At 67.2% G+C, this 20,806-nt stretch carries 16 protein-coding genes; 6 read left to right on the top strand and 10 right to left on the bottom strand.

Annotated features, from left to right (window positions below; all coding sequences use genetic code 11):
- Positions 1-150: 150 nt before the first annotated feature.
- The 6 genes from FRZ61_RS02965 to FRZ61_RS02940 all read right to left on the bottom strand — a co-directional run bounded on the left by FRZ61_RS02965 (position 151) and on the right by FRZ61_RS02940 (position 8,033).
- Positions 151-2,196: an ABC transporter ATP-binding protein gene (locus tag FRZ61_RS02965; RefSeq protein ID WP_151114901.1), complete on the bottom strand. Its 2,046-nt coding sequence runs from the start codon at positions 2,194-2,196 to the stop codon at positions 151-153.
- The gene (locus FRZ61_RS02960) at positions 2,189-3,073 is read right to left on the bottom strand and encodes an ABC transporter permease (protein WP_151114900.1); all 885 of its coding nucleotides are present in this window, start codon (positions 3,071-3,073) and stop codon (positions 2,189-2,191) included. The genes FRZ61_RS02965 and FRZ61_RS02960 overlap by 8 nt, the downstream gene beginning before the upstream one ends.
- Positions 3,070-3,963 carry an ABC transporter permease gene (locus FRZ61_RS02955; RefSeq protein WP_407657914.1) on the bottom strand — a complete coding sequence of 298 codons (894 nt, stop codon included), beginning with the start codon at positions 3,961-3,963 and terminating at the stop codon, positions 3,070-3,072. Before FRZ61_RS02955 ends, FRZ61_RS02960 begins: the two co-directional genes overlap by 4 nt.
- A gap of 144 nt (positions 3,964-4,107) precedes the next feature.
- The gene (locus tag FRZ61_RS02950; protein ID WP_151114898.1) at positions 4,108-5,769 is read right to left on the bottom strand and encodes an ABC transporter substrate-binding protein; all 1,662 of its coding nucleotides are present in this window, start codon (positions 5,767-5,769) and stop codon (positions 4,108-4,110) included.
- A 327-nt stretch (positions 5,770-6,096) separates the two neighbouring features.
- Positions 6,097-6,897 carry a HalD/BesD family halogenase gene (locus tag FRZ61_RS02945; RefSeq protein WP_225309084.1) on the bottom strand — a complete coding sequence of 267 codons (801 nt, stop codon included), beginning with the start codon at positions 6,895-6,897 and terminating at the stop codon, positions 6,097-6,099.
- Positions 6,894-8,033 (bottom strand): aromatic ring-hydroxylating oxygenase subunit alpha, encoded by a 1,140-nt coding sequence (locus FRZ61_RS02940; RefSeq protein ID WP_151114897.1) that lies wholly within the window; start codon positions 8,031-8,033, stop codon positions 6,894-6,896. Before FRZ61_RS02940 ends, FRZ61_RS02945 begins: the two co-directional genes overlap by 4 nt.
- 118 nt (positions 8,034-8,151) lie before the next feature.
- Between FRZ61_RS02940 and FRZ61_RS02935 the strand changes: the two genes are divergently transcribed.
- From FRZ61_RS02935 to poxB, 5 genes are all read left to right on the top strand, one after another.
- A complete protein-coding gene (locus FRZ61_RS02935; protein WP_151114896.1) occupies positions 8,152-9,057 on the top strand; it encodes a LysR substrate-binding domain-containing protein in 906 nt (301 codons plus the stop codon).
- A gap of 61 nt (positions 9,058-9,118) precedes the next feature.
- Positions 9,119-10,243, top strand: coding sequence for a mandelate racemase/muconate lactonizing enzyme family protein (locus FRZ61_RS02930; RefSeq protein WP_225309083.1), 1,125 nt, complete (start codon positions 9,119-9,121; stop codon positions 10,241-10,243).
- A gap of 91 nt (positions 10,244-10,334) precedes the next feature.
- Complete coding sequence (locus tag FRZ61_RS02925; protein ID WP_151114894.1) at positions 10,335-13,148, top strand: cation-transporting P-type ATPase; 2,814 nt, start codon at positions 10,335-10,337, stop codon at positions 13,146-13,148.
- A 35-nt stretch (positions 13,149-13,183) separates the two neighbouring features.
- Positions 13,184-14,419, top strand: coding sequence for a M24 family metallopeptidase (locus tag FRZ61_RS02920; RefSeq protein ID WP_151114893.1), 1,236 nt, complete (start codon positions 13,184-13,186; stop codon positions 14,417-14,419).
- 383 nt (positions 14,420-14,802) lie between these two features.
- Complete coding sequence (gene poxB / locus FRZ61_RS02915) at positions 14,803-16,530, top strand: ubiquinone-dependent pyruvate dehydrogenase (protein ID WP_151114892.1); 1,728 nt, start codon at positions 14,803-14,805, stop codon at positions 16,528-16,530.
- A gap of 125 nt (positions 16,531-16,655) precedes the next feature.
- On the opposite strand, the gene FRZ61_RS02910 is transcribed toward poxB, so the two are convergent.
- From FRZ61_RS02910 to FRZ61_RS02895, 4 genes are all read right to left on the bottom strand, one after another.
- Positions 16,656-17,432: an IclR family transcriptional regulator gene (locus FRZ61_RS02910; protein WP_151114891.1), complete on the bottom strand. Its 777-nt coding sequence runs from the start codon at positions 17,430-17,432 to the stop codon at positions 16,656-16,658.
- A gap of 238 nt (positions 17,433-17,670) precedes the next feature.
- Positions 17,671-18,744: an N-acyl homoserine lactonase family protein gene (locus FRZ61_RS02905; protein ID WP_225309082.1), complete on the bottom strand. Its 1,074-nt coding sequence runs from the start codon at positions 18,742-18,744 to the stop codon at positions 17,671-17,673.
- Between the two features lie 86 nt (positions 18,745-18,830).
- On the bottom strand, positions 18,831-19,685 hold the full coding sequence (locus tag FRZ61_RS02900) for an alpha/beta fold hydrolase (RefSeq protein ID WP_151114890.1): 855 nt from the start codon (positions 19,683-19,685) through the stop codon (positions 18,831-18,833).
- A gap of 57 nt (positions 19,686-19,742) precedes the next feature.
- The gene (locus FRZ61_RS02895) at positions 19,743-20,132 is read right to left on the bottom strand and encodes a hypothetical protein (protein ID WP_151114889.1); all 390 of its coding nucleotides are present in this window, start codon (positions 20,130-20,132) and stop codon (positions 19,743-19,745) included.
- A 228-nt stretch (positions 20,133-20,360) separates the two neighbouring features.
- Between FRZ61_RS02895 and FRZ61_RS02890 the strand changes: the two genes are divergently transcribed.
- The gene (locus tag FRZ61_RS02890) at positions 20,361-20,804 is read left to right on the top strand and encodes an acyl-CoA thioesterase (RefSeq protein WP_225309081.1); all 444 of its coding nucleotides are present in this window, start codon (positions 20,361-20,363) and stop codon (positions 20,802-20,804) included.
- The last annotated feature ends 2 nt before the right edge of the window (positions 20,805-20,806 follow it).

Below are 20,806 nucleotides of genomic sequence, written 5' to 3'. Positions count from 1 at the left end.
AGCATCCCCTCCCCCCTCGCGGGGGAGGGTTGGGGAGGGGGCTGCTCGATCGAGGAAGCAGGCGCGCGCAAATCTCGATAGATTATCTCCTACTGAGACTTCCCCCTCCCTAACCCTCCCCCGCGAGGGGGGAGGGGATAGCAAGCTGATTCACCCCGCCACCTGCGCCCTCGGCAGCTCGGCCACGGGGATATGGCAGCGGACGAAATCGCCGCCGGCGATCTCGGTCAGGGGCGGTTCCTGGCTTTCGCAGATGGCGCCGATCTTGTGCGGGCAGCGGGTGTGGAAGACGCAACCCTTCGGCGGGTTGATGGCGCTCGGGATCTCGCCCGTCAGGCGGATGCGTTCGGGCTGGCGGCCGTCGAGGGTGGGGATCGCCGAGAGCAGCGCCTCGGTATAGGGGTGATAGGGCCCGGCGAAGACCTGCTCGGCCGTGCCCACCTGCATCAGGCGGCCGAGATAGAGCACGGCGATCCGGTCCGACAGATAGCGGACGACGCCGAGGTCGTGCGAGATGAAGACATAGCTCACCCCCTGCATCGCCTGCAGGTCGGCGAGCAGGTTGAGGATCGCCGCCTGCACCGAGACGTCGAGGGCCGAGGTCGGCTCGTCGCAGACCACCACGCGCGGATCGCCCGCGAAGGCACGCGCGATCGCGACGCGCTGCTTCAAGCCGCCCGAGAGCTGGCGCGGCTTGGCGTTGAGATAGCGGTCGGCGAGCCGCACCACGCGGGTGAGCTCGAGCAGCCGCGCCATCACGTCGCCGCCCTTGATGCCGGCGAGCTTGGTGATCGCGCGCCCGATGAGGCCGCGCACCGTGTGGGAACGGTTGAGGGCCGAATCCGGATTCTGGAACACGATCTGGAGCTGCTTGACCTGCCGGCTCGAGCGGCCGACCAGGGCCGCCGGCAGCATGGCACCGTCGAGCATGATGCTCCCGCCCTTGTCGGGGGCGGTCAGGCCCAGGATCAGCCGCGCCAGCGTGGTCTTGCCGCTGCCGGATTCGCCCACCAGCCCCAGCGTCTCGCCGGGCCTGAGGTCGAGATTGACGTCGCGCAGCGCCGCCACCTTGTGGCCGCCGCTCTCGAAGGTCTTGGAGAGGTCGCGGATGGCGAGGATCGGCTTGGCATTGGCCTGCGGCTTCGCCACCGGCGCGTCGGAGGCCAGCACGCGCGGCAGAGCGGGCGCGCGGTCCGGATAGTGGCAGCGGGTGGCGCGGCCGCCGAGATCGGCGAGCGCGGGCTCGACCTGGCGGCAATGATCGTCGGCGAGCCCGCAGCGCTCGGCGAAGATGCAGCCCGTCACATGGCTGCCGGGCAGCGGCAGGAAGCCCGGGATGGTGTCGAGGCGGCCGTGATCCTTGCGCCGGCCGCGCCGCGGCAGGCAGCGCAGGAGTCCCACCGAATAGGGATGGCGGGGGTCGTTGAAGACCGCCTGGGTCGGCCCCTCCTCCACCAGCTTGCCGGCATAGAGCACGCCGACCCGCTCGCAGACCCGCGACACCACCGCGAGATTGTGGCTGATGAAGAGGATCGAGGTGCGGAACTCGCCGCGCAGCTGCTCGACCAGGTCGAGCACCTCGGCCTCGACCGTGACGTCGAGGCCGGTGGTGGGCTCGTCCAGGATCAGGAGCGCCGGGTTGGTGGCGAGCGCCATGGCGATCGAGACGCGCTGCTGCATGCCGCCCGAGAGCTGGTGCGGATAGCGCTCCATGACGCGCCGGGGATCGACGATCCGCACGCGCTCGAGCATGGCGACCGAGCGGTCGAGCGATTCCTTGCGGCGCAATCCGGCGAACTCGAACACCTCGGCCAGCTGCTCGCCGACCTTGATCGAGGGATTGAGCGCGCGGCCGGGGTCCTGATAGACCATCGAGACCGATTTCGCGCGCAAAGCCCTCAGATCGGCCGGGCCCATCGTCAGCAGGTCGCGGCCGTCGACGCGGATCTTCCCGGCGCTGACGCGGCCGTTGCGCGGCAGGTAGCGCACGGCGGCCAGCGCCGCCGTCGATTTGCCGCAGCCGGATTCGCCGACCAGCCCATAGGCCTCGCCGCGGCCGATGCGGAAGCTCAGGCCGCTCAGCACCTGCCGGTCGCGGCCGCGGACCTCGTAGACGACGTCGAGATTCTCGACCTCGAGCGCATCGGCCGACGCGGCCGCGAGGCTGACGGATTGCGCGGTGGCCGTCTCAGCCATCCAGCACCCCCTGGATGGAATCGGCGATGAGATTGACGCCCACCACCAGCGAGGCGATGGCGACCGCGTCGTAGATCACCGTCCACCAGTAGCCGCCACCCACGAGACCGTAATTCTCGGAGATGGTGAGGCCCCAGTCGGGCGAAGGCGGCTGGATGCCGAAACCCATGAAGCTCAGGGTCGCGACCGTGAAGATCGCGTAGCCCAGCCGCACATTGAACTCTACCAGGATCGGCGGCAGCACGTTGGGCAGGATCTCGGCCAGCATGATGTAGAGGCTGCTCTCGCGCCGGAGCCGGGCGGCCGCAACATAGTCGAGCTCGCGCTCGGAGAGCACGCTTGCGCGCACGGTGCGGGCGATGATGGGCGCGAAGCTGAAGGCGATGACGAATATGACCGTGGTGTTCGACGTCCCGAGCGAGGTGAGCGCCACGAGGCCGATCAGGACCGTCGGCAGCGACAGGAGCGCGTCGATGATGCGGCTCAGCACGTCGTCCACGACGCCGCGGAAATAGCCGGTCACCAGGCCCAGAAGCGTGCCGAGGATGGTGCTGAGGAGGGTCGCCAGCGGCGCCACCGTCAGGATGTCGCGCGAGCCGGTGATGACGCGCGAGAACACGTCGCGGCCGAGCTGGTCGGCGCCGAACCAGTGGTCGGCCGAGGGCGGCTCCAGCACGGCGAGGAGATCGGTCTCCAGCGGGTCGTAGGGCACGATCAGGTCGCCGAAGAGGGCGCAGAAGATCCAGAAGCCCAGGATCAGCGCGCCCGCGAGGAAGGTCGGCGAGCGCAGCAGCTGGCGCGCGATCTCGCCCCATTCCTTGAGGCGGCTGGCGCCGAGCGCGGAGGCGGCGGCGGGCGTGGTGGTGCCGACGCTCATCCCTGGGCTCCGTAGCGGATGCGGGGATTGAACACCGAATAGAGAATGTCGGCGGTGAGCGTCGCCACCATATAGACGATGCCCACGGAGAGGACGCCGGCCTGGAGCATGGGGAAGTCCTTGCTCTTGGCGGCGGCGTAGATCAGCCCGCCGATGCCCTGATAGTGGAACAGCGTCTCCACCACCACGAGGCCGCCGATCAGGTAGCCGGTCTGGGTGGCGATGACGGTGATGGTCGGCAGCAGCGCGTTGCGCAGCACGTGGCGCCAGATCACCACCGGAAAGGGCAGGCCCTTCAGCACCGCGGTGCGAGTGTAGTCGGAATCGAGCGCCTCGACCGTGCCCGCCCGCGCCATGCGCGCGATATAGCCGAACAGCACCAGCACCAGCGGGATCGAAGGCAGGATCAGGTAATAGACCTGGGTGAGGATGCCGGCCCCCTCGGGCCAGCTCGCCGAGATCGGCAGCCATTGCAGCCAGACGGCGAAGACCAGGATCAGCACGATGCCGGAGACGAATTCCGGCAGCACCGTGGTGGAGAGACCGAAGATGGTGATGATGCGGTCGATGGGCCTTCCCACATGGAGGGCCGCCCAGACGCCGCCGAAGATGCTGAGCGGCACGACCAGCACGAACGCGACCAGCGCCAGCTTCAGCGAGTTCTTCATCGCCGCGACCACGAAATCCGTCACCGGATGGCGCAGCGTGTAGGACATGCCCATGTCGCCCTCGGCGAAATGGACGATCCAGTCGGTATATTGCACCAGCACCGGGCGGTCGACGCCCAGCTCGTGATTGAGATTGTCGACGGCGCGCTGGTCGGCCAGCGGCCCCAGCATGGCACGCCCGACATTGCCCGGCAGAAGCTGGGAGCCCGCGAAGACGATCACGCTGAGGACCCAGAGCGTGATCAGGGACAGGAGGATGCGTTTGAGGATGAAGCCGGCGATGGCTCGCTCTCCCGATGCCGCAAGGTCCCGCGGCCGGCCTTCAGGCCGGCCGCGGAAACGATCAATCGACTTGCGTCAAACCCTTCAGACGCCGGTGGTCTGGCTCAGGAACAGATGTCCCATCGCCGTCGGCTGCACGCCGATGACACCTTTCCGGATCGCGGTCAGGTAGTCGTAGAAGTAGGCGAAGATCACCGGCGTCTCATCCAGCAGCAGGCGCTGGATCTTGCCGGCCACGTCGCGCTGCGCCTGAAGGTCGAGCGCTGCGATGTAGCTGGAGACCATCTGGTCGTACTGCGGGTTCTTGAAATGCGCCGAGTTCCAGGTGCCGTCGCTGCGCAAGGGTGCGGAGAGATAGACGTTCGGCACGCCCCGATGGCCGTAGTCGGTGATGCCCATGGTCGAATCGAGCCAATCCGACTTGCCATAGACGGCATCGCCGTAATAGGCGCCCTGATCCTCGATCTTGAGCGTGATCTTGCCCTTGATCTCCTTCACGGCGCTCTGGATGAGCTGCGCATATTCCGGGATCTCGAGATACTTCTCGGTCGTCAGCGTGACCTCGAAGCCCTTCTTCATCCCCGCCGCCTCCATGAGCTGCTTGGCTTCGGCGATGTTCTTCTCGCGCTGCTGCACGGTCTTGTCGGTCGAGGGATAGGCGGCGGCGAAGGGGCTGTCATTGCCGATCTGCGCGCGGCCCTGCATCAGGCCCTTGATCAGCTTCGGCCGGTCGAGGCAGAGCGCGATCGCCTGGCGGACGCGCTTGTCCTTGAAGGGCTCCATGTCGGTGCGCATGTGCACCTGCTGATGCGCGATCGAGGGCAGGCTCATGATCTCGATCTTCGGGTCCTTCATGATCGGCACGGCCGCGAGCACGGGCGTCTGCTGCACGACATGCACCTGGCCGCCCTGGAGCGCCAGGATCTGCGGCTGGATGTCCGAGTAGAAGGTGAATTCGAGCCGGTCGGGCAGCGCCTTCGGGCCCCAGTAATCGTCGTTGCGCACGAAGGAGGCGCCGACCTTGGGCGTGTATTTCTCGAGCTTGAAGGGGCCGGTGCCGTTGAAATGCGCCTCGAAGTCGCCCTTGTAGTCGGCCGGGATGATGATCGCGTTGTAGTTGTCCGACGAGACCAGGTAGGGGAAGTTGCCGTTGGGCGCGTCGAGATGGAACTCAACCGTGTAGGAATCGACCTTCCTCGTGCCGCCCTTGGAGAGATAGCCGGTGAAGGCCGAGAGCGCGTTCGAGGAGTTGGCGGGGTCCGCCAGCCGGTCCATGGTCGCGACCACGTCGTTCGCCGTCATCGGCGTGCCGTCATGGAATTTCACGCCCTGCCGGAGCTTGAAGGTCCAGACCGAGCCGTCCTTGTTGGGCGCCCAGCTGTTGGCCAGCACCGGGCGCAGGGTGAGGTCGGCGCCGTCGACGCAAAGATATTCGCCCACCTGGCTCAGCATGCAGAGGCCGCCATTGTCGGCGACGCTGACGGGCTCGATCGCGGCGGCCGGAACCGTCATGGCGATCTTGACCGTGCCGCCGCCGGTCGCGGCGCGCGCGAGGTTGGGGAAGGTGCCGACGCCGGCCGCGGCCGCGATGCCGCCGAGCAGCGGGATCGACATGCCCAGCACCGCGCCGTGGCGCATGAACTCGCGCCGGTTGACCTGACCGTTCAGCAGCATGTCGATCAGGTGGTTCTCATGCTCCGTGCGCCGGCGCCGGAGCAGGTCGAGCAGGCGATGGTCTTTGGCCATTGTGAAGTCTCCCAGTCTGTGTTTGTTTTCAACACGTTATCACAGGGCCGCCCGGTCGCGGAAGATCGGTCGAGCCGCTTCCGCCCTTGGGCCCTTATCGATGGCGATGCTCCCGAATTCCCCGAGGATCATCCTAGCGCGAGGCGCGGGCCCCCTGCCCACAAGAAAATATCGGCGCCGGAGCCGCCAAGACCCGCTTCTTGACGACCAAGCCCGTCGGGAGCCTGTCCGGGAAATCAGGATCGCCCGTCTTGGGCGTTCTTACCTTGCGAGCGGTTTGCAATCGGCGACGCCGCGTCCGAACGCTCGTCCGCTCATGACCGGTCCTTAATCCGCACGCCCGTAGAAGCCCAGACGTTCCTCCGCGCTGAAGCGGACGCCGGACCGCTCGTAATAGGAAAAGATGGCGATCAGCCTTTCGCGCGGGCCAACGGGCGGCGTGACCCGGTGCAGCGTGTTGCGGCCCTTGAAGACATTGAGCGTTCCGGGGGTCACGCCACGGGTGCGAACGGCGGGATCCTCGCCGCGCAGCACGCGGACGACGCCGTCATAGTTCGGGTCGTTCTCCGAGCGCAGATCGCTGCGATACTGGAACTCGCCGCCGGCCTCGGGCGCCTGGATCAGCAAGGTCGTGGTGAATTGCGAGCGGTCGAAATGCCAGTTCAGGGTTTCGCCGGCGCGATAGGTGATGACATTGATGCTGGCGAGCGGGTCTTCCATGGTGTGGAGCTCGGGAAGCCTCAGCACCGTCGCCAGGAAGCGCGCCAGCGCCGGCCATTCATAGATCGGCTTCAGCGCCGAGTTCCCGAGCTGATCCGCGCACAGAGTGTGGTGAACCGTCTTCACCGGGTGCAGCGCGGGATGGTCGGCCGCGAGACCCGGCACCTCCGGCCGGAAATAGACATTGTGCCAGCGCTGATGGGTGAAGGATTCCGTCGCCATCCGCGGCCGGAGCTCTTCGGCGCAGGCCGCGATGACGGCCGGGCGGACGAACCCCTCGAGATCGAACATGCCTTCGGCCTCGAGATCGGCCTGGCAGCGCGCGATCAGCGCCTTCGTTTCCGGCGCCTCCGGCCGGTCGAGCGGATAGCGCTCCAGATCGAGCAGATGATTCAGGGGCCGCGTCATCGGCATTCCTGAAGCGGGGCCGCGAGCCGGGCGCCCAGATATTTGTAGAAATCGAGGACCGGTCCTTCGAGGTCGGCGGGTGCCAGCGGACCCGCGCCGTGATGGCGGGAATTCAGGCCGCGCATGAGCTGCAGCAGCACGGCCTTGTCCTCCGCCATGGTGCGCTGGAACAGGTCGACCGCCCACTCCACCTTGTCCTGCGGCCAGTCGGCCCCGAAGAAGATGAGGCCCATCTTCACGCGCACGCGGTCCGTCGCTTCGGGCTGGACGCAGAGGAAGGAGCTGTAGTCGCCGGCGCAGCCCACCACCAGGCCCGGCGGCAGCGCGAACATCACGCAATTGTCGACCTCCGCGTCGGTGAGGTCGGGATGGCCCTTCTGCGATCGCGGCAAGGTCGGCGAGAAGCCGGCGTTATAGCCGAAATAGGCGTCGCCGGGCTCGAAATGGCGGCAGAGCCGCGTCGGGTTGACCGGATGCAGCGTCTCGGGATGGAGCGGCGTGAGGTGATAGCCTTCCATGAAGTTCTCAACGAGGCATTTCCAGTTCGTCTCCCAGACCTCGTCGGCCAGGTAGCGCAGCGCCATCTGCTCGAGATGGTAATGCCCGATCCGGGCCTCGAGCGCGGCGAGGCGCGGCGCCAGCGGCGGCGGCCGGTCGGCGCAGCAGACGAAGAGGAAGCCCTGCCAGCTCTCGCAGGCGAACTCGGGCAGCTTGCAGTCGCGACGGTCGAAATCCTCGCGTTCGCCGATCCCCGGCGTGCCGACGAGGCGTCCGAGCGTGTCGTAGGACCAATGGTGATAGGGGCAGACCAAGCGCCGCCGGTTGCCCTTGCCGCCGGCGACGAGCGCGCCGCGATGCCGGCAGACATTGGAGAAGGCGCGGATCGCGCCGTCCTCGCCACGGACCAGGAGTACGGGCTCGTTGCAGATCTGGAAGGTCAGATAATCGCCGGGCCGCGCCAGCTCCTCGACGCGACCGACGCACACCCATTCCCGCAGGAACAGATGCTCGCGTTCGAGCGCCAGCACCGCAGGGTCGATATAGAAGCCGCGCGGCATCGACCAGGCGCGGTCATAGCGCTGGTCCTGGCAGCGTTCGAGCGCTTCGCCGAGCTCCCGCAGGACGGCCTCCCCCATGGGCTTCTCTCCCTTGCCCTTTCTGCCGCTCACGCTATCCTTAGTAAAACTTTCTGAACACCGCAGAAATTATCATATACCGATAGAATTTCTATAAGAGTGACCCGCCGGAAGCGTCATGAGCCGTCGATTACCGCCCCTCAATGCCGTGAAGGCCTTCGAAGCGAGCGCCCGCTGCGGCGGCTTCAGCCTCGCGGCCCGAGAGCTCGGCGTGACGCCGGGCGCGATCAGCCAGCAGGTCAAGATCCTCGAAGAATTCTTCTCCAAGCAGCTCTTCGTCCGGCGCAACAACCAGCTTCAGCTCACCGATGCCGGCCTCGCCTTCTATGCAGACAGCGCGGAGATCATCGACCGGCTCGCGGCCATGACGCAACGGATGCTGGAGGGAAATCCGCCCTCCCGCTTCGTCATCAGCACGCTGCCCTCGGTCGCGGTGCGCTGGCTCAACCGCCGTCTTGAGGCTTTCGCCGCGCGCGAGCCCGACCTGCGCTACGAGATCCGCGTCGAGGACGACCCCGTGGATTTCGCGCGCCACCATATCGACCTGCGCATCTGCTATGGCCAGCATCTCTATCCGGAGCTGGTGACCCTGCCCTTGCTGCAGGATGAGGTGCTGCCGCTCTGCTCGCCGGCATTTCTCGCGCGCCAGCCTCATGGCAATGACGGCCCCGAGGCGATCGCGGACCAGGACCTGATCCATGTCGATTGGGGGGCGAGCTTCGCCTCCTATCCGACCTGGGCCGCATGGTTCCACGCGAACGGGATCGCGCGGACGCCGCAGATCGGCCTCGGTCATATGGTTCGGATGTCGAGCCTCGCGATCGACCTCGCCGCCGCCGGCTTCGGCGTCGCCCTCGGCCAGACGCTTCTCGCCCGCGACGAGCTCGCGGATGGAAGGCTGGTGACACCCTTCAGCAAGGCGCTGCCGCTGGGCTATGCCTATTGCGCGGTTCATCCGCATTCGCGCGCCAGCCAGCGCACGGTATCGGCCTTCGTCGAGTGGCTGCGGCAGGAGTTGCGGTAGTGATGCCCGGTCCATTGTGGCAGGCTGGGCCCGCATTGCCGCCAACCCGGGGAGCAGGGTCTTGAAGATCACGCGGATCAGCCTCTTTGCTCAGGACCAGCCCTTCCGCGACGGCACCTATACCTGCTCGGGCGGGCGCTCGGCCGAGGGCTTCGAATCCAGCATCGCCAAGATCGAGACCGATGCGGGCATCACCGGCTGGGGCGAGATGGCGCCCTTAGGCTCCTTCTACGATCCCGCCTTCGTCGGCGGCGCGCGGGCCGGCCTCGCGGAGCTGGCACCGGCGCTGATCGGGCAGGACCCGGCCCAGGTGGATGCGATCAACCAGCGCATGGATCTGCTGCTGAACGGCCATCCTTACGCCAAGGCGGCGCTCGACATGGCCTGCTGGGACATCAAGGCGAAGCAGGCCGGCATCCCGCTCGCCGAGGCGCTGGGCGGACGGTTCGGCGACCGCATGGCGCTCTACCGCTCGGTGCCCCAAGCCGCACCCGAGGCCATGGCACTGCGTGCGAAGAAATACATCGCCGAAGGCTATCGGCGGCTGCAGGTCAAGGTCGGGCTCGAGGTGAAGGACGACATCGCGCGCATGGAAGCGGTGCTGGACGCGGTGCCGACCGGCACCGTGATCTTCGCCGATGCCAACGCCGCCTGGCGCCAGCAGCAGGCGCTCGAGTTCCTGCGCGCCACGCGCGATCTCGACTATGTGCTGGAGCAGCCTTGCGCCTCCTACGAGGCCAATCTGGCCGTGCGCGCCCATTGCGACCGGCCGCTGGTTCTGGACGAGACCATCGACGGGCTCTCGAGCTTCATGCGCGCCTGGAGCGACCGGCTGATCGACGGCATCACCATCAAGGTGACGCGCGTCGGCGGCATCACCAAGGCCAAGCTGATCCGCGACGCGGCGGCGGGCCTCGGCATCGGCGTCACCATCGAGGATACCGGCGGGGCCGAGATCAACACGGCCGTGACCGCTCACCTCATGCTCTCCACACCGGAGTCCGTGCGCCAGCATACCTGCGACTTCTACAACTGGGTCACGAGCCGCCACACCCGCCCGGGCTTTGCCGACAAGGCCTTCGACGCGCGCGGCGGCTCCATGACGGCGCCCCGCGGCAAGGGCCTCGGCATCGAGGTCGAGGAGACCGCGCTGGGAGTGCCCTTCTTCGCCGTGGGCGGGTCCTGACCGCCGCCGGACCGCCTTCCCGAACGCCAGGGAACGAGCGCGAGGGCCCGCGGGCCATGCCCGGTTTTGCGCACCGCCGAGGAGGCCAGGCATGACAGATCCCTCGCAGAATGCCGCGTCGAGGGCGGCCCCCGCCGGGCGCCCCTCGGACGCGACGGCGGCACCCGGCTGGCACGCGCAACCGATCGAACAGGTGCTGAAGGCCCTCGATGCTTCGCCTCGCGGACTGACCGGCAGCGACGCCGCCGAGAGGCTGCGCCGGCAGGGACCGAACCGACTGCCGGCCGTCAGGCCGCGGAGCCGCCTGGCGCGGCTTCTGGCCCAGATCAACAATGTGCTGATCTGGCTTCTGCTGGTTTCGGCCGCGACCGCCTGGTTTCTCGGCCATGGCATCGACGCGAGCGTGATCGTCGCCGTCGTCGTCATCAACGCCATCGTCGGCTATGTGCAGGAAGGCAAGGCCGAGGAGGCGCTCGGCGCCATCCGGAACCTGATCGCGCCGAGGGCGAACCTGCTGCGCGACGGGCATCGCGTCAGTGTCGATGCCGCCGGGATCGTCGCCGGCGACATGGTCGTCCTCGAGGCCGGCGACCGCGTTCCGGCGGATCTGAGGCTCGTGCGGGCGCGCGGGCTCGCGATCGACGAATCGCTGCTGACAGGCGAATCGGTGCCGGCCGACAAGCATGAAGGCGCGGTCTCCGGCGATGCGCCGCTGGGCGACCGCTTCTGCATGTGCTTTTCGGGCACCCTGGTCACGACCGGCCAGGGCACCGGCGTGGTCGTCGCCACCGGCACCGGCACGGAGATCGGCAAGATCAGCACCTTGCTGCACGAGGTCCAGCCGCTGACCACGCCGTTGCTGCGCCAGATCAACCGGTTCGGCCACTGGCTGACCGGAATCATCGTCGCCATCTCGGTCCTGGTCTTCCTGTTCGCGCACCTGATCCGCAACATGGGATGGGCCGACGCCCTGATGTCGGTCGTCGGCATGGCCGTCGCCGCGATCCCGGAGGGGCTGCCGGCGGTGATGACCATCACGCTCGCCGTCGGCGTCCAGCGCATGGCGCGGCGAAACGCCATCATCCGCCAGTTGCCCGCGGTCGAGACGCTCGGCGCGACCTCGGTGATCTGCTCGGACAAGACCGGCACCTTGACCCGCAACGAGATGATGGCGGCGCGGCTCGTGACCGCCGCCGGCCGGATCGAAGCTTCGGGGTCCGGTTACGACCCCGCCGGGACGCTGTCCCTGGACGGAAAGACGATCACCGCCGACCGGACGATGCCGGCGAACGATCTGATCCGGACGGGCCTGCTCTGCAACGACGCGAGGCTGGCCGAGCATGACGGCCGGTGGCAGGTCGTCGGCGATCCGATGGAGGGAGCGCTGATCGCGCTCGCCATCAAATCGGGGCTCGATATCGAGGCGGCACGGCAAGCCTGGACGCGCCTCGACGAGATTCCCTTCGACTCGCAGCATCGGTTCATGGCGACGCTGAACCGCGGCGGCGACGGCCGGAGCGTCATCCATGTCAAAGGCGCGCCGGAGAAGCTCCTGTCGCTGTGCGCCGCCGAAGCCCGTCCCGAGGGCACGGCCGCGCTCGACCACGAGCGCTGGACCCGGGCGATCGCGCAGGCCGCGGCCGAAGGCCAGCGCGTGCTCGGCTTCGCCGTAAAGCCGCTCGCGGCGGCCCCGCAACGGCTCGCCCCCGGCCATGTCGAGGGCGCTCTCTTTCTCGGCATCGTGGGCTTCATCGACCCGCCGCGCGAGGAGGCCATCGCCGCGGTCGCCGAATGCCGCTCGGCCGGCATCGCCGTCAAGATGATCACGGGCGATCATGCGGCGACGGCATTGGCGATCGCCGGCCAGCTGCGCCTCGCCGACAAGCCCGAGGCGCTGCTCGGCGCCGAGCTCGACCGGGTCGGACCCCGCGAGCTGCCGGCCCTGGCGCGCCGCGCCACCGTATTCGCGCGGACCAGCCCGGAGCACAAGCTGCGCATCGTCCAGGCCCTGCAATCCGCGGGAGACGTGGTGGCCATGACGGGCGACGGGGTGAACGACGCCCCGTCGCTCAAGCAGGCCGATATCGGCATCGCCATGGGCCGCAAGGGCACGGAGGCGGCCAAGGAAGCGGCGGAAATGGTGCTGGCCGACGACAACTTCGCGTCGATCGTCGCCGCCGTTCGCGAGGGGCGGACGGTCTACGACAATCTGCGCAAGGTCATCGCCTGGACCCTGCCGACCAACGGCGGCGAGGCCATGGTCATCGTGAGCGCGATCCTGCTCGGCTTCTCGCTGCCGCTGACCCCGGCGCAAGTCCTCTGGATCAACATGCTGACCGCGGTGACGCTGGGGCTCGTGCTGGCCTTCGAGCCGGCGGAGCCCGACATCATGCAGCGGCCGCCGCGCGGCCGGCACAACGCCCTGCTGTCGCCCTTCCTGGTCTGGCGGGTGATCTTCGTCTCGCTGCTTTTCACGGTCGCGAGCTTCTCGATCTTCGATCTGGCGATCGCGCGGGGTCTCGGGCTCGAGGGTGCGCGGACCATGGTGGTGAACACCATCGTGGTGCTGGAGATCTTCTATCTTTTCAATGTGCGCTACCTGACCGGCGCGTCGATCACCTGGCGCGGCGTGCTCGGCACCAGACCGGTGCTGATCTCGCTCGCGACGGTGATCGCGGCTCAGGCCGCCTTCACCTATCTTCCGCCGATGCAGCGGCTGTTCTCGAGCCGGCCCTTGTCCGTCGCCGACGGCGCCATCGTCATGGCGGCGGGCATTCTCCTGATGGCGGTCCTGGAGATCGAGAAGGCCTTGCTCGTTCGCCTCGGGCTCTTCCAGACTGGTCTCGGAATGCCGCCCCGGCGGGCCGGGCCCCCGGACGGCCCACAACCGGAGCCCGGACCGTGACCCCGGCCGCACCTGACCTTAGTACGGTTGTCCCGATGACAAAGGCCAATTCCTGCACGCTCCCTCAGGCGAAGGCGCTGCTCGCGGACCGCCGGCCCATCGACGAGGCGGCGATCCGGCATGGCCGCCTCGAGCGCCTGCGGCGCCAGCTCGCCGAGCATGACGTCGCGGCCGCCCTCATCTTCGATCCGATCAATCTGCGCTATGCCACCGGCAGCCGGAATATGCAGGTTTGGACGATGCATAATTTCGTCCGCTACGGGTTCGTGGCGGCGAACGGACCCTGCATCCTGTTCGACCTCATGACCAGCAAGCATCTGGCGGCGGGCCTCGAGACCGTCGACGAGATCAGGCCCGCCTGGTCGGCCGACTACGTGATCGTGGCCGAGCGCGCGCCCGAGATCGCCGGCAGATGGGCGGCCGAGATCGCGGAGCTCGTTCGCGCCCATGGCGGCGCCAACCGGCGGCTCGCCGTCGACCGCTTCGATGTGCCGACCGCGCTCGCCCTCCAGGCGCAGGGGCTGACGCTGGTCGACGGCAAGATCATGCTGGAGCGGGCCCGGGCGCGGAAATCGCTCGAGGAGATCCGCGCCCTCAAGCGGTCTTTCGAGGCCTGCGACGCGGCGGTCGCCGAAATGCGGGACGGGATCGAACCCGGCATGACCGAGCAGGCGGCGTTCGGGCTGCTGCTCAAGGCGATCCTGGCCCGCGGCGGGGAATATCCCGAGACCCGGCTCTTGACGGCGGGCCCGCGCACCAATCCCTGGTTCCAGGAGGCCTCGGACCGGCCGATGCGCCGGGGCGAGATGCTCTCCTTCGACACCGACCTGATCGGGCCGATGGGCTTCTACACCGACATCTCGCGGGCCTGGACCGTCGATGGCGGCAAGCCCAGCGACGCGCAGCGCAGGCTCTATGCGGCCGCGCGCGCCCAGCTCGACCACAACATGGCCTTGCTGAAGCCCGGCATCCGCTTTCTCGAATTCTCGGCCCGGGCCTATGCATTGCCCGAGATCTACCACCCCAACCGCTATGCCGACGTGGCCCATGGCTGCGGGCTCAATGTCGAATACCCGCTGATCTGGTATCCCGAGGACGAGGAATGGGGCGCCTATGACGGGCTGTTCGAGGAGAACATGGTGGTCTGCTGCGAGAGCTATGTCGGCGCCGTCGGCGGCCCCGAGGGCGTGAAGCTCGAGCAGCCGGTCTGGATCACCGCCGAGGGGCCGCTGCTGCTCTCGGATTATCCGCTCGAAGACGGTTACGACTGAACCTGCCTTCTTCTTGGCCCCGCCTCCAGGACGGACGCATTCACTCTCTCGTCATCCCCGCGAAGGCGGGATCCATGAACACCCATCGAGCCTATTCGGGCGGGATGCAGCGTTCATGGATGCCGGCATAGAGCCGGCATGACGGAGAAAACCGTCGGTGCCCTGCCTGCTTTCCGGGCAACGAGGCAAGGCTGCCCAATCGAACGAAATCTGTGGCCGACCCAACCTGACGCGCAATTCAGGCGCGGTCGGGGCCGGCATTGTGATGAGATGACCGGCACTTCGTTCCGAATGCGCGCCGATCCTCCTATCGCCCCCGCGCCCGGTCCCGGCTCTCTTTCCGCACCGGACCGCTTCGCATCTCCTTCGAAGGAATCCCTGTCATGGCCAAGATGACCAACGCCGATCTCCTCGCTGCGACGCTGGCCAATGCCGGCGTCACGCGCATCTGGGGTGTCACGGGCGACAGCCTGAACGGGCTCAATGACAGCCTGCGGCGGCTCGGCAAGATCGAATGGATGCATGTGCGGCACGAAGAGGTGGCGGCCTTCGCCGCGGGTGCCGAGGCCGCGGTCACGGGGCGGCTCGCCGTCTGCGCCGGCAGCTGCGGGCCCGGCAACCTCCATCTGATCAACGGCCTCTATGACTGCCACCGCAACCAGGTGCCGGTGCTGGCGATCGCGGCCCACATCCCCTCCTCCGAGATCGGGCTCGACTATTTCCAGGAGACCCATCCGCAGGCGCTGTTCAAGGAATGCAGCCACTATGTCGAGTTGGTCTCGAGCCCCGAGCAGATGCCGCGGGTGCTGCAGACGGCACTCCGTACCGCCGTGCAGAAGCGGGGCGTGGCCGTCATCGTCCTGCCGGGTGACGTCGCGCTGAAGCCGGCGCCGGCCGAGGCCGGGACAAGCTGGGCGTTGCCCGCCGCCCCGCAGGTGACGCCGAGCGAAGCCGAGCTCGATCGCCTGGCCCAGCTCCTGAACGGTTCCGACGCGGTGACGCTGCTCTGCGGCGCCGGCTGCGCCGGGGCGCATGACGAGGTCGTGGCGCTGGCCGACGCGCTGCAGGCGCCCGTGGTGCATCCGCTGCGCGGCAAGGAGCATGTCGAATGGGAGAACCCCTTCGATGTCGGCATGACCGGCTTCATCGGCTTCAGCTCCGGCTATCACGCGATGCTCTCCTGCGACACGCTCCTGATGCTGGGCACCGATTTTCCCTATCGGCCCTTCTATCCCACCCGGGCCAAGGTGGCGCAGATCGACATCAGGTCGGAGGCGCTGGGGCGGCGCACGCCGCTCGACCTCGCCCTCGTCGGCGACGTGAAGAGCACGATCCAGGCGCTGCTTCCGCGTCTCAAGCGCGGCAAGGACGGCAGCTTCCTGACCGCGGCGCGCAAGCACTACGCCGCCGCCCGCGCCGGGCTCGACGATCTCGCCCGGCCGCCGGCCAGCGACAAGCGCATCCATCCGCAGCATCTGACCCGCCTCGTGAGCGAGCTCGCGCCCGAGGATGCGATCTTCACCGCGGATGTCGGCACGCCCACCGTCTGGGCCGCGCGCTATCTCGCCATGAACGGCAAGCGCCGCCTGCTCGGCTCGTTCAACCATGGCTCGATGGCGAACGCCCTGCCGCAGGCGATCGGCGCCCAGGCGGCCTTCCCGAAGCGGCAGGTGATCTCGCTCTCGGGCGACGGTGGCTTCACCATGCTGATGGGCGATTTCCTCTCGCTCACCCAGCTCGGCCTGCCGGTCAAGATCGTCCTCTATGACAACGGCGCGCTCAGCTTCGTCGAGATGGAGATGAAGACGGCGGGCTTCCTCGATTCCGGCACCGACCTCAAGAACCCGAACTTCGCCGCCATGGCCGAAGCCATGGGCATTCTGGGGATCCGGGTCGAACGGCCGGAGCAGATCGAGGGCGCGCTGCGCAAGGCCTTCGCCCATGACGGCCCCGCCCTGGTCGATGTCACGACCGCACGGCAGGAGCTCGTCATCCCGCCCAAGATCCAGCTCGAGCAGGCGCGCGGCTTCAGCCTCTTCATGCTGAAGGCCATCATCAACGGCCGCGGCGACCAGGTGGTCGAACTGGCGGAGACGAATCTGCGGCGGTGATCAATAGATTCCTCTCCCCCTTGGGGGAGAGGATCAAGGCGAGGGGGTGACGCTCGCGGCGCTCTTTCCTGAAAGAGCCCCCTCACTCTACCCTCTTCCCCAAGGGGGAGAGGAAAGACAAGCGATCACGCCTGCAGCTTCTTCATGTCGGCGCCGAGGCGCATCGAGAGCTGGTGGGCGATGGTCTGGATGCTTTCGGCCGCGAGCTCCGTGGTGTGCTCGTCGACGCGGGTCGCGAGCAGGCTCACCGCCACGCCCGCCACCACCTGGTTCGAGGAATCGCGCACCGGCGTGCCGAAGCAATACATGCCCTCGCGCGTCTGGCCGTCATCGATCGAGAAGCCGCGGCGCCGGCATTCGTCGAGCTCGCCGATCAGCGCATCGATGTTCTGCACGGAGCGGCGCGTCAATGGCTTGGGCCAATGGCCGGCCAGGAGCTTGCGCACCTGCGCGTCCGGCATCGTGCTCAGGATCGACTTGCCGGTCGCGGTGAAGGGCGCCGGCAGCCGCATGCCGATGCGGAAGGTGATGCCCAGCGAGGAAGAGCTGTTGCGGCAGGCGATATAGACGACCTCGGCCCCGTCGAGCACCGAGAGCGTGATGGTCTCGTTGGAGAGGACAGCGAGATTGTCCCACAGCGCCGCGAACTCGGCCGTCAGGTCGGTCTGGGCCAGGAACGCGTTGGCCCAGCGCATCACATGCGGCCCGATCAGGAAATTCCCGTTGCGCCGCGAGAGCAGCCCCAGATCGACCAGCGTGCCGCAGAGACCGTGGACGGTGCTCTTGGGCAGGTTCAACCGGCGCGCGAGATCCGAGACGGTCAGCGGCTGGTCCGACGCCACCACGGCATCGAGCACCCGGCTGCCGCGGATCAGGGCGGGAACGCCCTTTTCGCTGGCCAACGGCAATTTGGTGAGCTGCTTCTTCGATCCGAATTCCGGCACGATATACCCGCGCAGCTAGAAAATGATCCTAGATCGCCCGCTCTCTTCGGGGCAAGCGGAAGCCCCCGGGCGATTCGCTCCACGCCAGCCGCAGACCCCGCGGCCTATCCCAATTCTCGACGCTGCACGATGATGATGCTCCTCATGATGACACCGCCGCGCCGGATCCTTGGTCGATCATCCAACGAAGCGGCGCTTACTCGTACCAGCCTTCCGACGCCTTGCGCAGCGATTCGAACTGCGGGATGTCGTGGCCGAACCAGACGTCGGCCTTGTTGTGCTCGGCGAGCGCCCGGATCCGCTGGATGGTGCGGGCGAAGCCGATGGAATCGTAGCTGATGCCCGGCGGCTTCATCGGTGGCCCGTAATTCTCCGACGTGTAGCAGGCATCGGCCGCCAGGATCACGTTGGGGTTGTCGCGCAGCGAGACCAGCAGGCCCAGCATCCCGTAGGAATGGCCGGGGCCGAAATTCAGGAGCTTCACCCCGTCGACGATGTTGTGATCGGGCTCGAGCTTTCCGACCTCGCGCCAGTTGAGATCGAGCCGGGTCCAGGTCTCGAAATCGCGGAGCGCATAGGGCGTGCTGTGGTCGCGCTTGGCATAGTGGGTCGCGGCCGCGGCGAACTCGTCCTCATGCACGATGATGTTCGACTTGCGGAAGAACTCGATGCAGCCCGCATGGTCGCAATGGAGATGCGACAGGACCACATGCCGGATCTGGTTGGGACCGATGCCCATCGCCTCGAGCCGGTGCGGCAGGTAGCAATCGTCGGGGCCGATCACCGGGAAGACATCCTGGAGATTCTGCGGCCAGCGGCCGTTCGGCCCGGCCCAGTCGGGATGGCAGCCGGTGTCGAACAGGACGTTGCCGTCCGGATGCTCGATATAGAAGGCGGAGACCGGGATATCGATCAGCTTGCCCGGCGGGTTGGGATTCTTCGCCATGGCCACGGTCGAGTTGGCCACCATGAAGTTCTTGTCGAGCCGGAGCTTGCCCAGATCGAGCACATGCATCTTGAGCGACCGGGTGCCGACGAAGGGGCTGCGCGCCTTCGGCTTGGGCGCAGCCGCGAGGCTCGCCGTCGGGGCCGATACCGGCTCCCAGCGCGGTTCCGGGGCCGGCGCGGCCGCGGGCCTGACCTCGATCGCCGGGGCGATGCGCGCCTTGTTCGCACCGTCGCCGAACTCGAGGATCTTCATCCGATCGGGGCGGGCGTTCCCGCCATTCTTGCTGCCGCCCTGGTCCTTGGCGAAATCGACGATCTTCATGCCACCCTCATCCTGTCTTCGAGATTTCCGCCCGGAGGAGGTGCCGCCCGGCGAAGGGCGGCGCCTCCTCTCGACTCTTCACTGTCTCAGCCGCCGGTCCGCTCGCGGATGATCCGCAAGGCTTCCTTCAGATAGACCCGGAACAGCGGATAGTTCTCGCTCATCGGGAAATGGCCGATATCGGTCATCTCGATATAGACGCCGTTCTTGATCTGGCGGGCCGTGTTCTCGGTCGCCTCGGGCGGCGTCAGATAATCGTAGGTGCCGGTCATCATCACCACCGGGCAACGCTTGCCGTCGATGTCGGCCAGTTGCTTCCGGAGGTCGTGATCGACCGAATAGAAATAGAGGTCGCCTTTGAAGGCCTCCGAGCCTTGCGTGTAGTAGTGCCAGGTGAGCCAGCGATCCATCTCCGGCGACTGCGGCGCCATCAGGTCCCACACGCCGGACGCGCAGACCTGCGCCGCATTGGCATGGGGATGGCGCCACCAGTCGAGGAAGAAGCCCGGTGCATAGTCGGCCGCCTCGACCGGGATCACCGCCTTGAAGCGGTCCGGCCGGCGAAGGGCCAGCTGCAGCGCGACATTGCCGCCGAACGAGGAACCCATGAAGATCGGGTTCTTCAGCTCCAGCGCGTCGCAGAACTTCACGATGAAGTTCACATAGTGCTCGGCGGTGAGCTTGTACTCGCTCTTCCACCATTCGACATTGTGCGGCGGGTCGGACTTGCCGTGGCGCGCGAGGTCGTAGGCGATCACGTTGTAGTCCTTGGTGATCTCCTCGTCCTCGAGCAGGCCGCGCCACTGATGATTGTGGCAGCCGGCCGTGTGCTGGCAGACCAGCGGCTGGCCCTGGCCGTTATGGAGATAGAAGACCTTGTACTCGAGGCCGTCGACATCGATCGTGACGTAGCGGCCGGTGACTGGCGAGTGTCGTGCCATCTTGCGTGATCCTTAAGCCAGAGGTTTCGTCTGCATCCGGTTTTCGTGGGCGCCGCCCTAGACGGGCACGCCGCTCTTGCGCAGCAGCTCGAACTGCACGGTGAAATTCCGCAGGTTCTGCATCAGCACCAGCAGGTTGCCCTCGAGCTTGAGGTCCTCGCGGAAGCTGGCGGACCAGATGCCGTGGAACATCGGCTTGGGCATCGGCTGGCCGAACTCGCGCCAGGTCTGGGCGCTGGCGCGCAGCGCGAAATCGTAGGCGTCGAGCGGCTGCGGGTTGGTGTTGATGTTCTTCACCTTGCCGTCATGCATCTCGACGATGACCTTGCGCTCGCCCATGTCGTACATGAACGTGCAGGTATAGTATTTGCCCATCGCCTGAATGGTCGGGTCGTTGTCCGTGAGACTCTTGTATTTGCTCGCCCATCCCTTGACGTCCATTGCCATGGCTTGCCTCTTTCCTCTCGGTCCTCAGTAACGTTCCTGCCGGCGCGAGCCGCCCGCGCGCAGCGGGCCCGGTCTCGCACCGGTGCGATGCCGTGCCGGCGCCCGCCCTTCGGCGCGCCGGCGGTTTTTCGACAGACGGTTTTTCGATAGACTGCGCGCCATTCCGGACTCGCGTGGCGCCCAACGATGCGGCGCGGGCCGGTTCCCTTCCTCATCCGAGGTATGCCCGTGAGCGCCCCGCCTTCCCGTGACGAGACCCGCGAAGCCTATCGGCATTTCCTGTCCATCCCGACGCGCTGGATGGACAACGACGTCTACGGCCACGTCAACAACGTCGTCTATTACAGCTACTTCGACACGGCCGTGAACCAGTGGCTGATCGAGCAGGGGCTGCTCGACTACCTCAAGAGCGAGGTCATCGGCCTGGTGGTCGAGACCTCCTGCAGCTATTTCCGCCCGCTGGCCTTCCCGGACCGGATCGATGCCGGGATCCGCGTCGCCCATATCGGCCGCAGCAGCGTGCGCTACGAGGTGGGACTCTTCCGCAGCGACGAGCCCACGGTCGCGGCGGCCGGCCATTTCATCCATGTCTATGTCGAGCGTGCCCGCAACCGCCCGGTCGCGATCGACGAGACCATGCGGGCCAAGCTGCAGCAACTGATGACGGGCTGAAC

Origin of the sequence: Hypericibacter adhaerens (genome assembly GCF_008728835.1) — a bacterium.
In the GTDB taxonomy this organism is placed as follows: Bacteria; Pseudomonadota; Alphaproteobacteria; order Dongiales; family Dongiaceae; genus Hypericibacter; species Hypericibacter adhaerens.
The sequence above is the reverse complement of the archived record's forward strand: the minus strand, read 5'-3'. Positions and strand labels throughout refer to the sequence as shown.

Coding starts and splice junctions, on each gene's coding strand:
- FRZ61_RS02940 (WP_151114897.1), bottom strand. CDS start 8,033: ATGGGGGAGGCCGTCCTGCGGGAGCTCGGCGAAGCGCTCGAACGCTGC.
- FRZ61_RS02935 (WP_151114896.1), top strand. CDS start 8,152: ATGAGCCGTCGATTACCGCCCCTCAATGCCGTGAAGGCCTTCGAAGCG.
- poxB (WP_151114892.1), top strand. CDS start 14,803: ATGGCCAAGATGACCAACGCCGATCTCCTCGCTGCGACGCTGGCCAAT.
- FRZ61_RS02925 (WP_151114894.1), top strand. CDS start 10,335: ATGACAGATCCCTCGCAGAATGCCGCGTCGAGGGCGGCCCCCGCCGGG.
- FRZ61_RS02920 (WP_151114893.1), top strand. CDS start 13,184: ATGACAAAGGCCAATTCCTGCACGCTCCCTCAGGCGAAGGCGCTGCTC.
- FRZ61_RS02905 (WP_225309082.1), bottom strand. CDS start 18,744: ATGAAGATCGTCGATTTCGCCAAGGACCAGGGCGGCAGCAAGAATGGC.
- FRZ61_RS02950 (WP_151114898.1), bottom strand. CDS start 5,769: ATGGCCAAAGACCATCGCCTGCTCGACCTGCTCCGGCGCCGGCGCACG.
- FRZ61_RS02895 (WP_151114889.1), bottom strand. CDS start 20,132: ATGGCAATGGACGTCAAGGGATGGGCGAGCAAATACAAGAGTCTCACG.
- FRZ61_RS02900 (WP_151114890.1), bottom strand. CDS start 19,685: ATGGCACGACACTCGCCAGTCACCGGCCGCTACGTCACGATCGATGTC.
- FRZ61_RS02945 (WP_225309084.1), bottom strand. CDS start 6,897: ATGACGCGGCCCCTGAATCATCTGCTCGATCTGGAGCGCTATCCGCTC.
- FRZ61_RS02960 (WP_151114900.1), bottom strand. CDS start 3,073: ATGAGCGTCGGCACCACCACGCCCGCCGCCGCCTCCGCGCTCGGCGCC.
- FRZ61_RS02965 (WP_151114901.1), bottom strand. CDS start 2,196: ATGGCTGAGACGGCCACCGCGCAATCCGTCAGCCTCGCGGCCGCGTCG.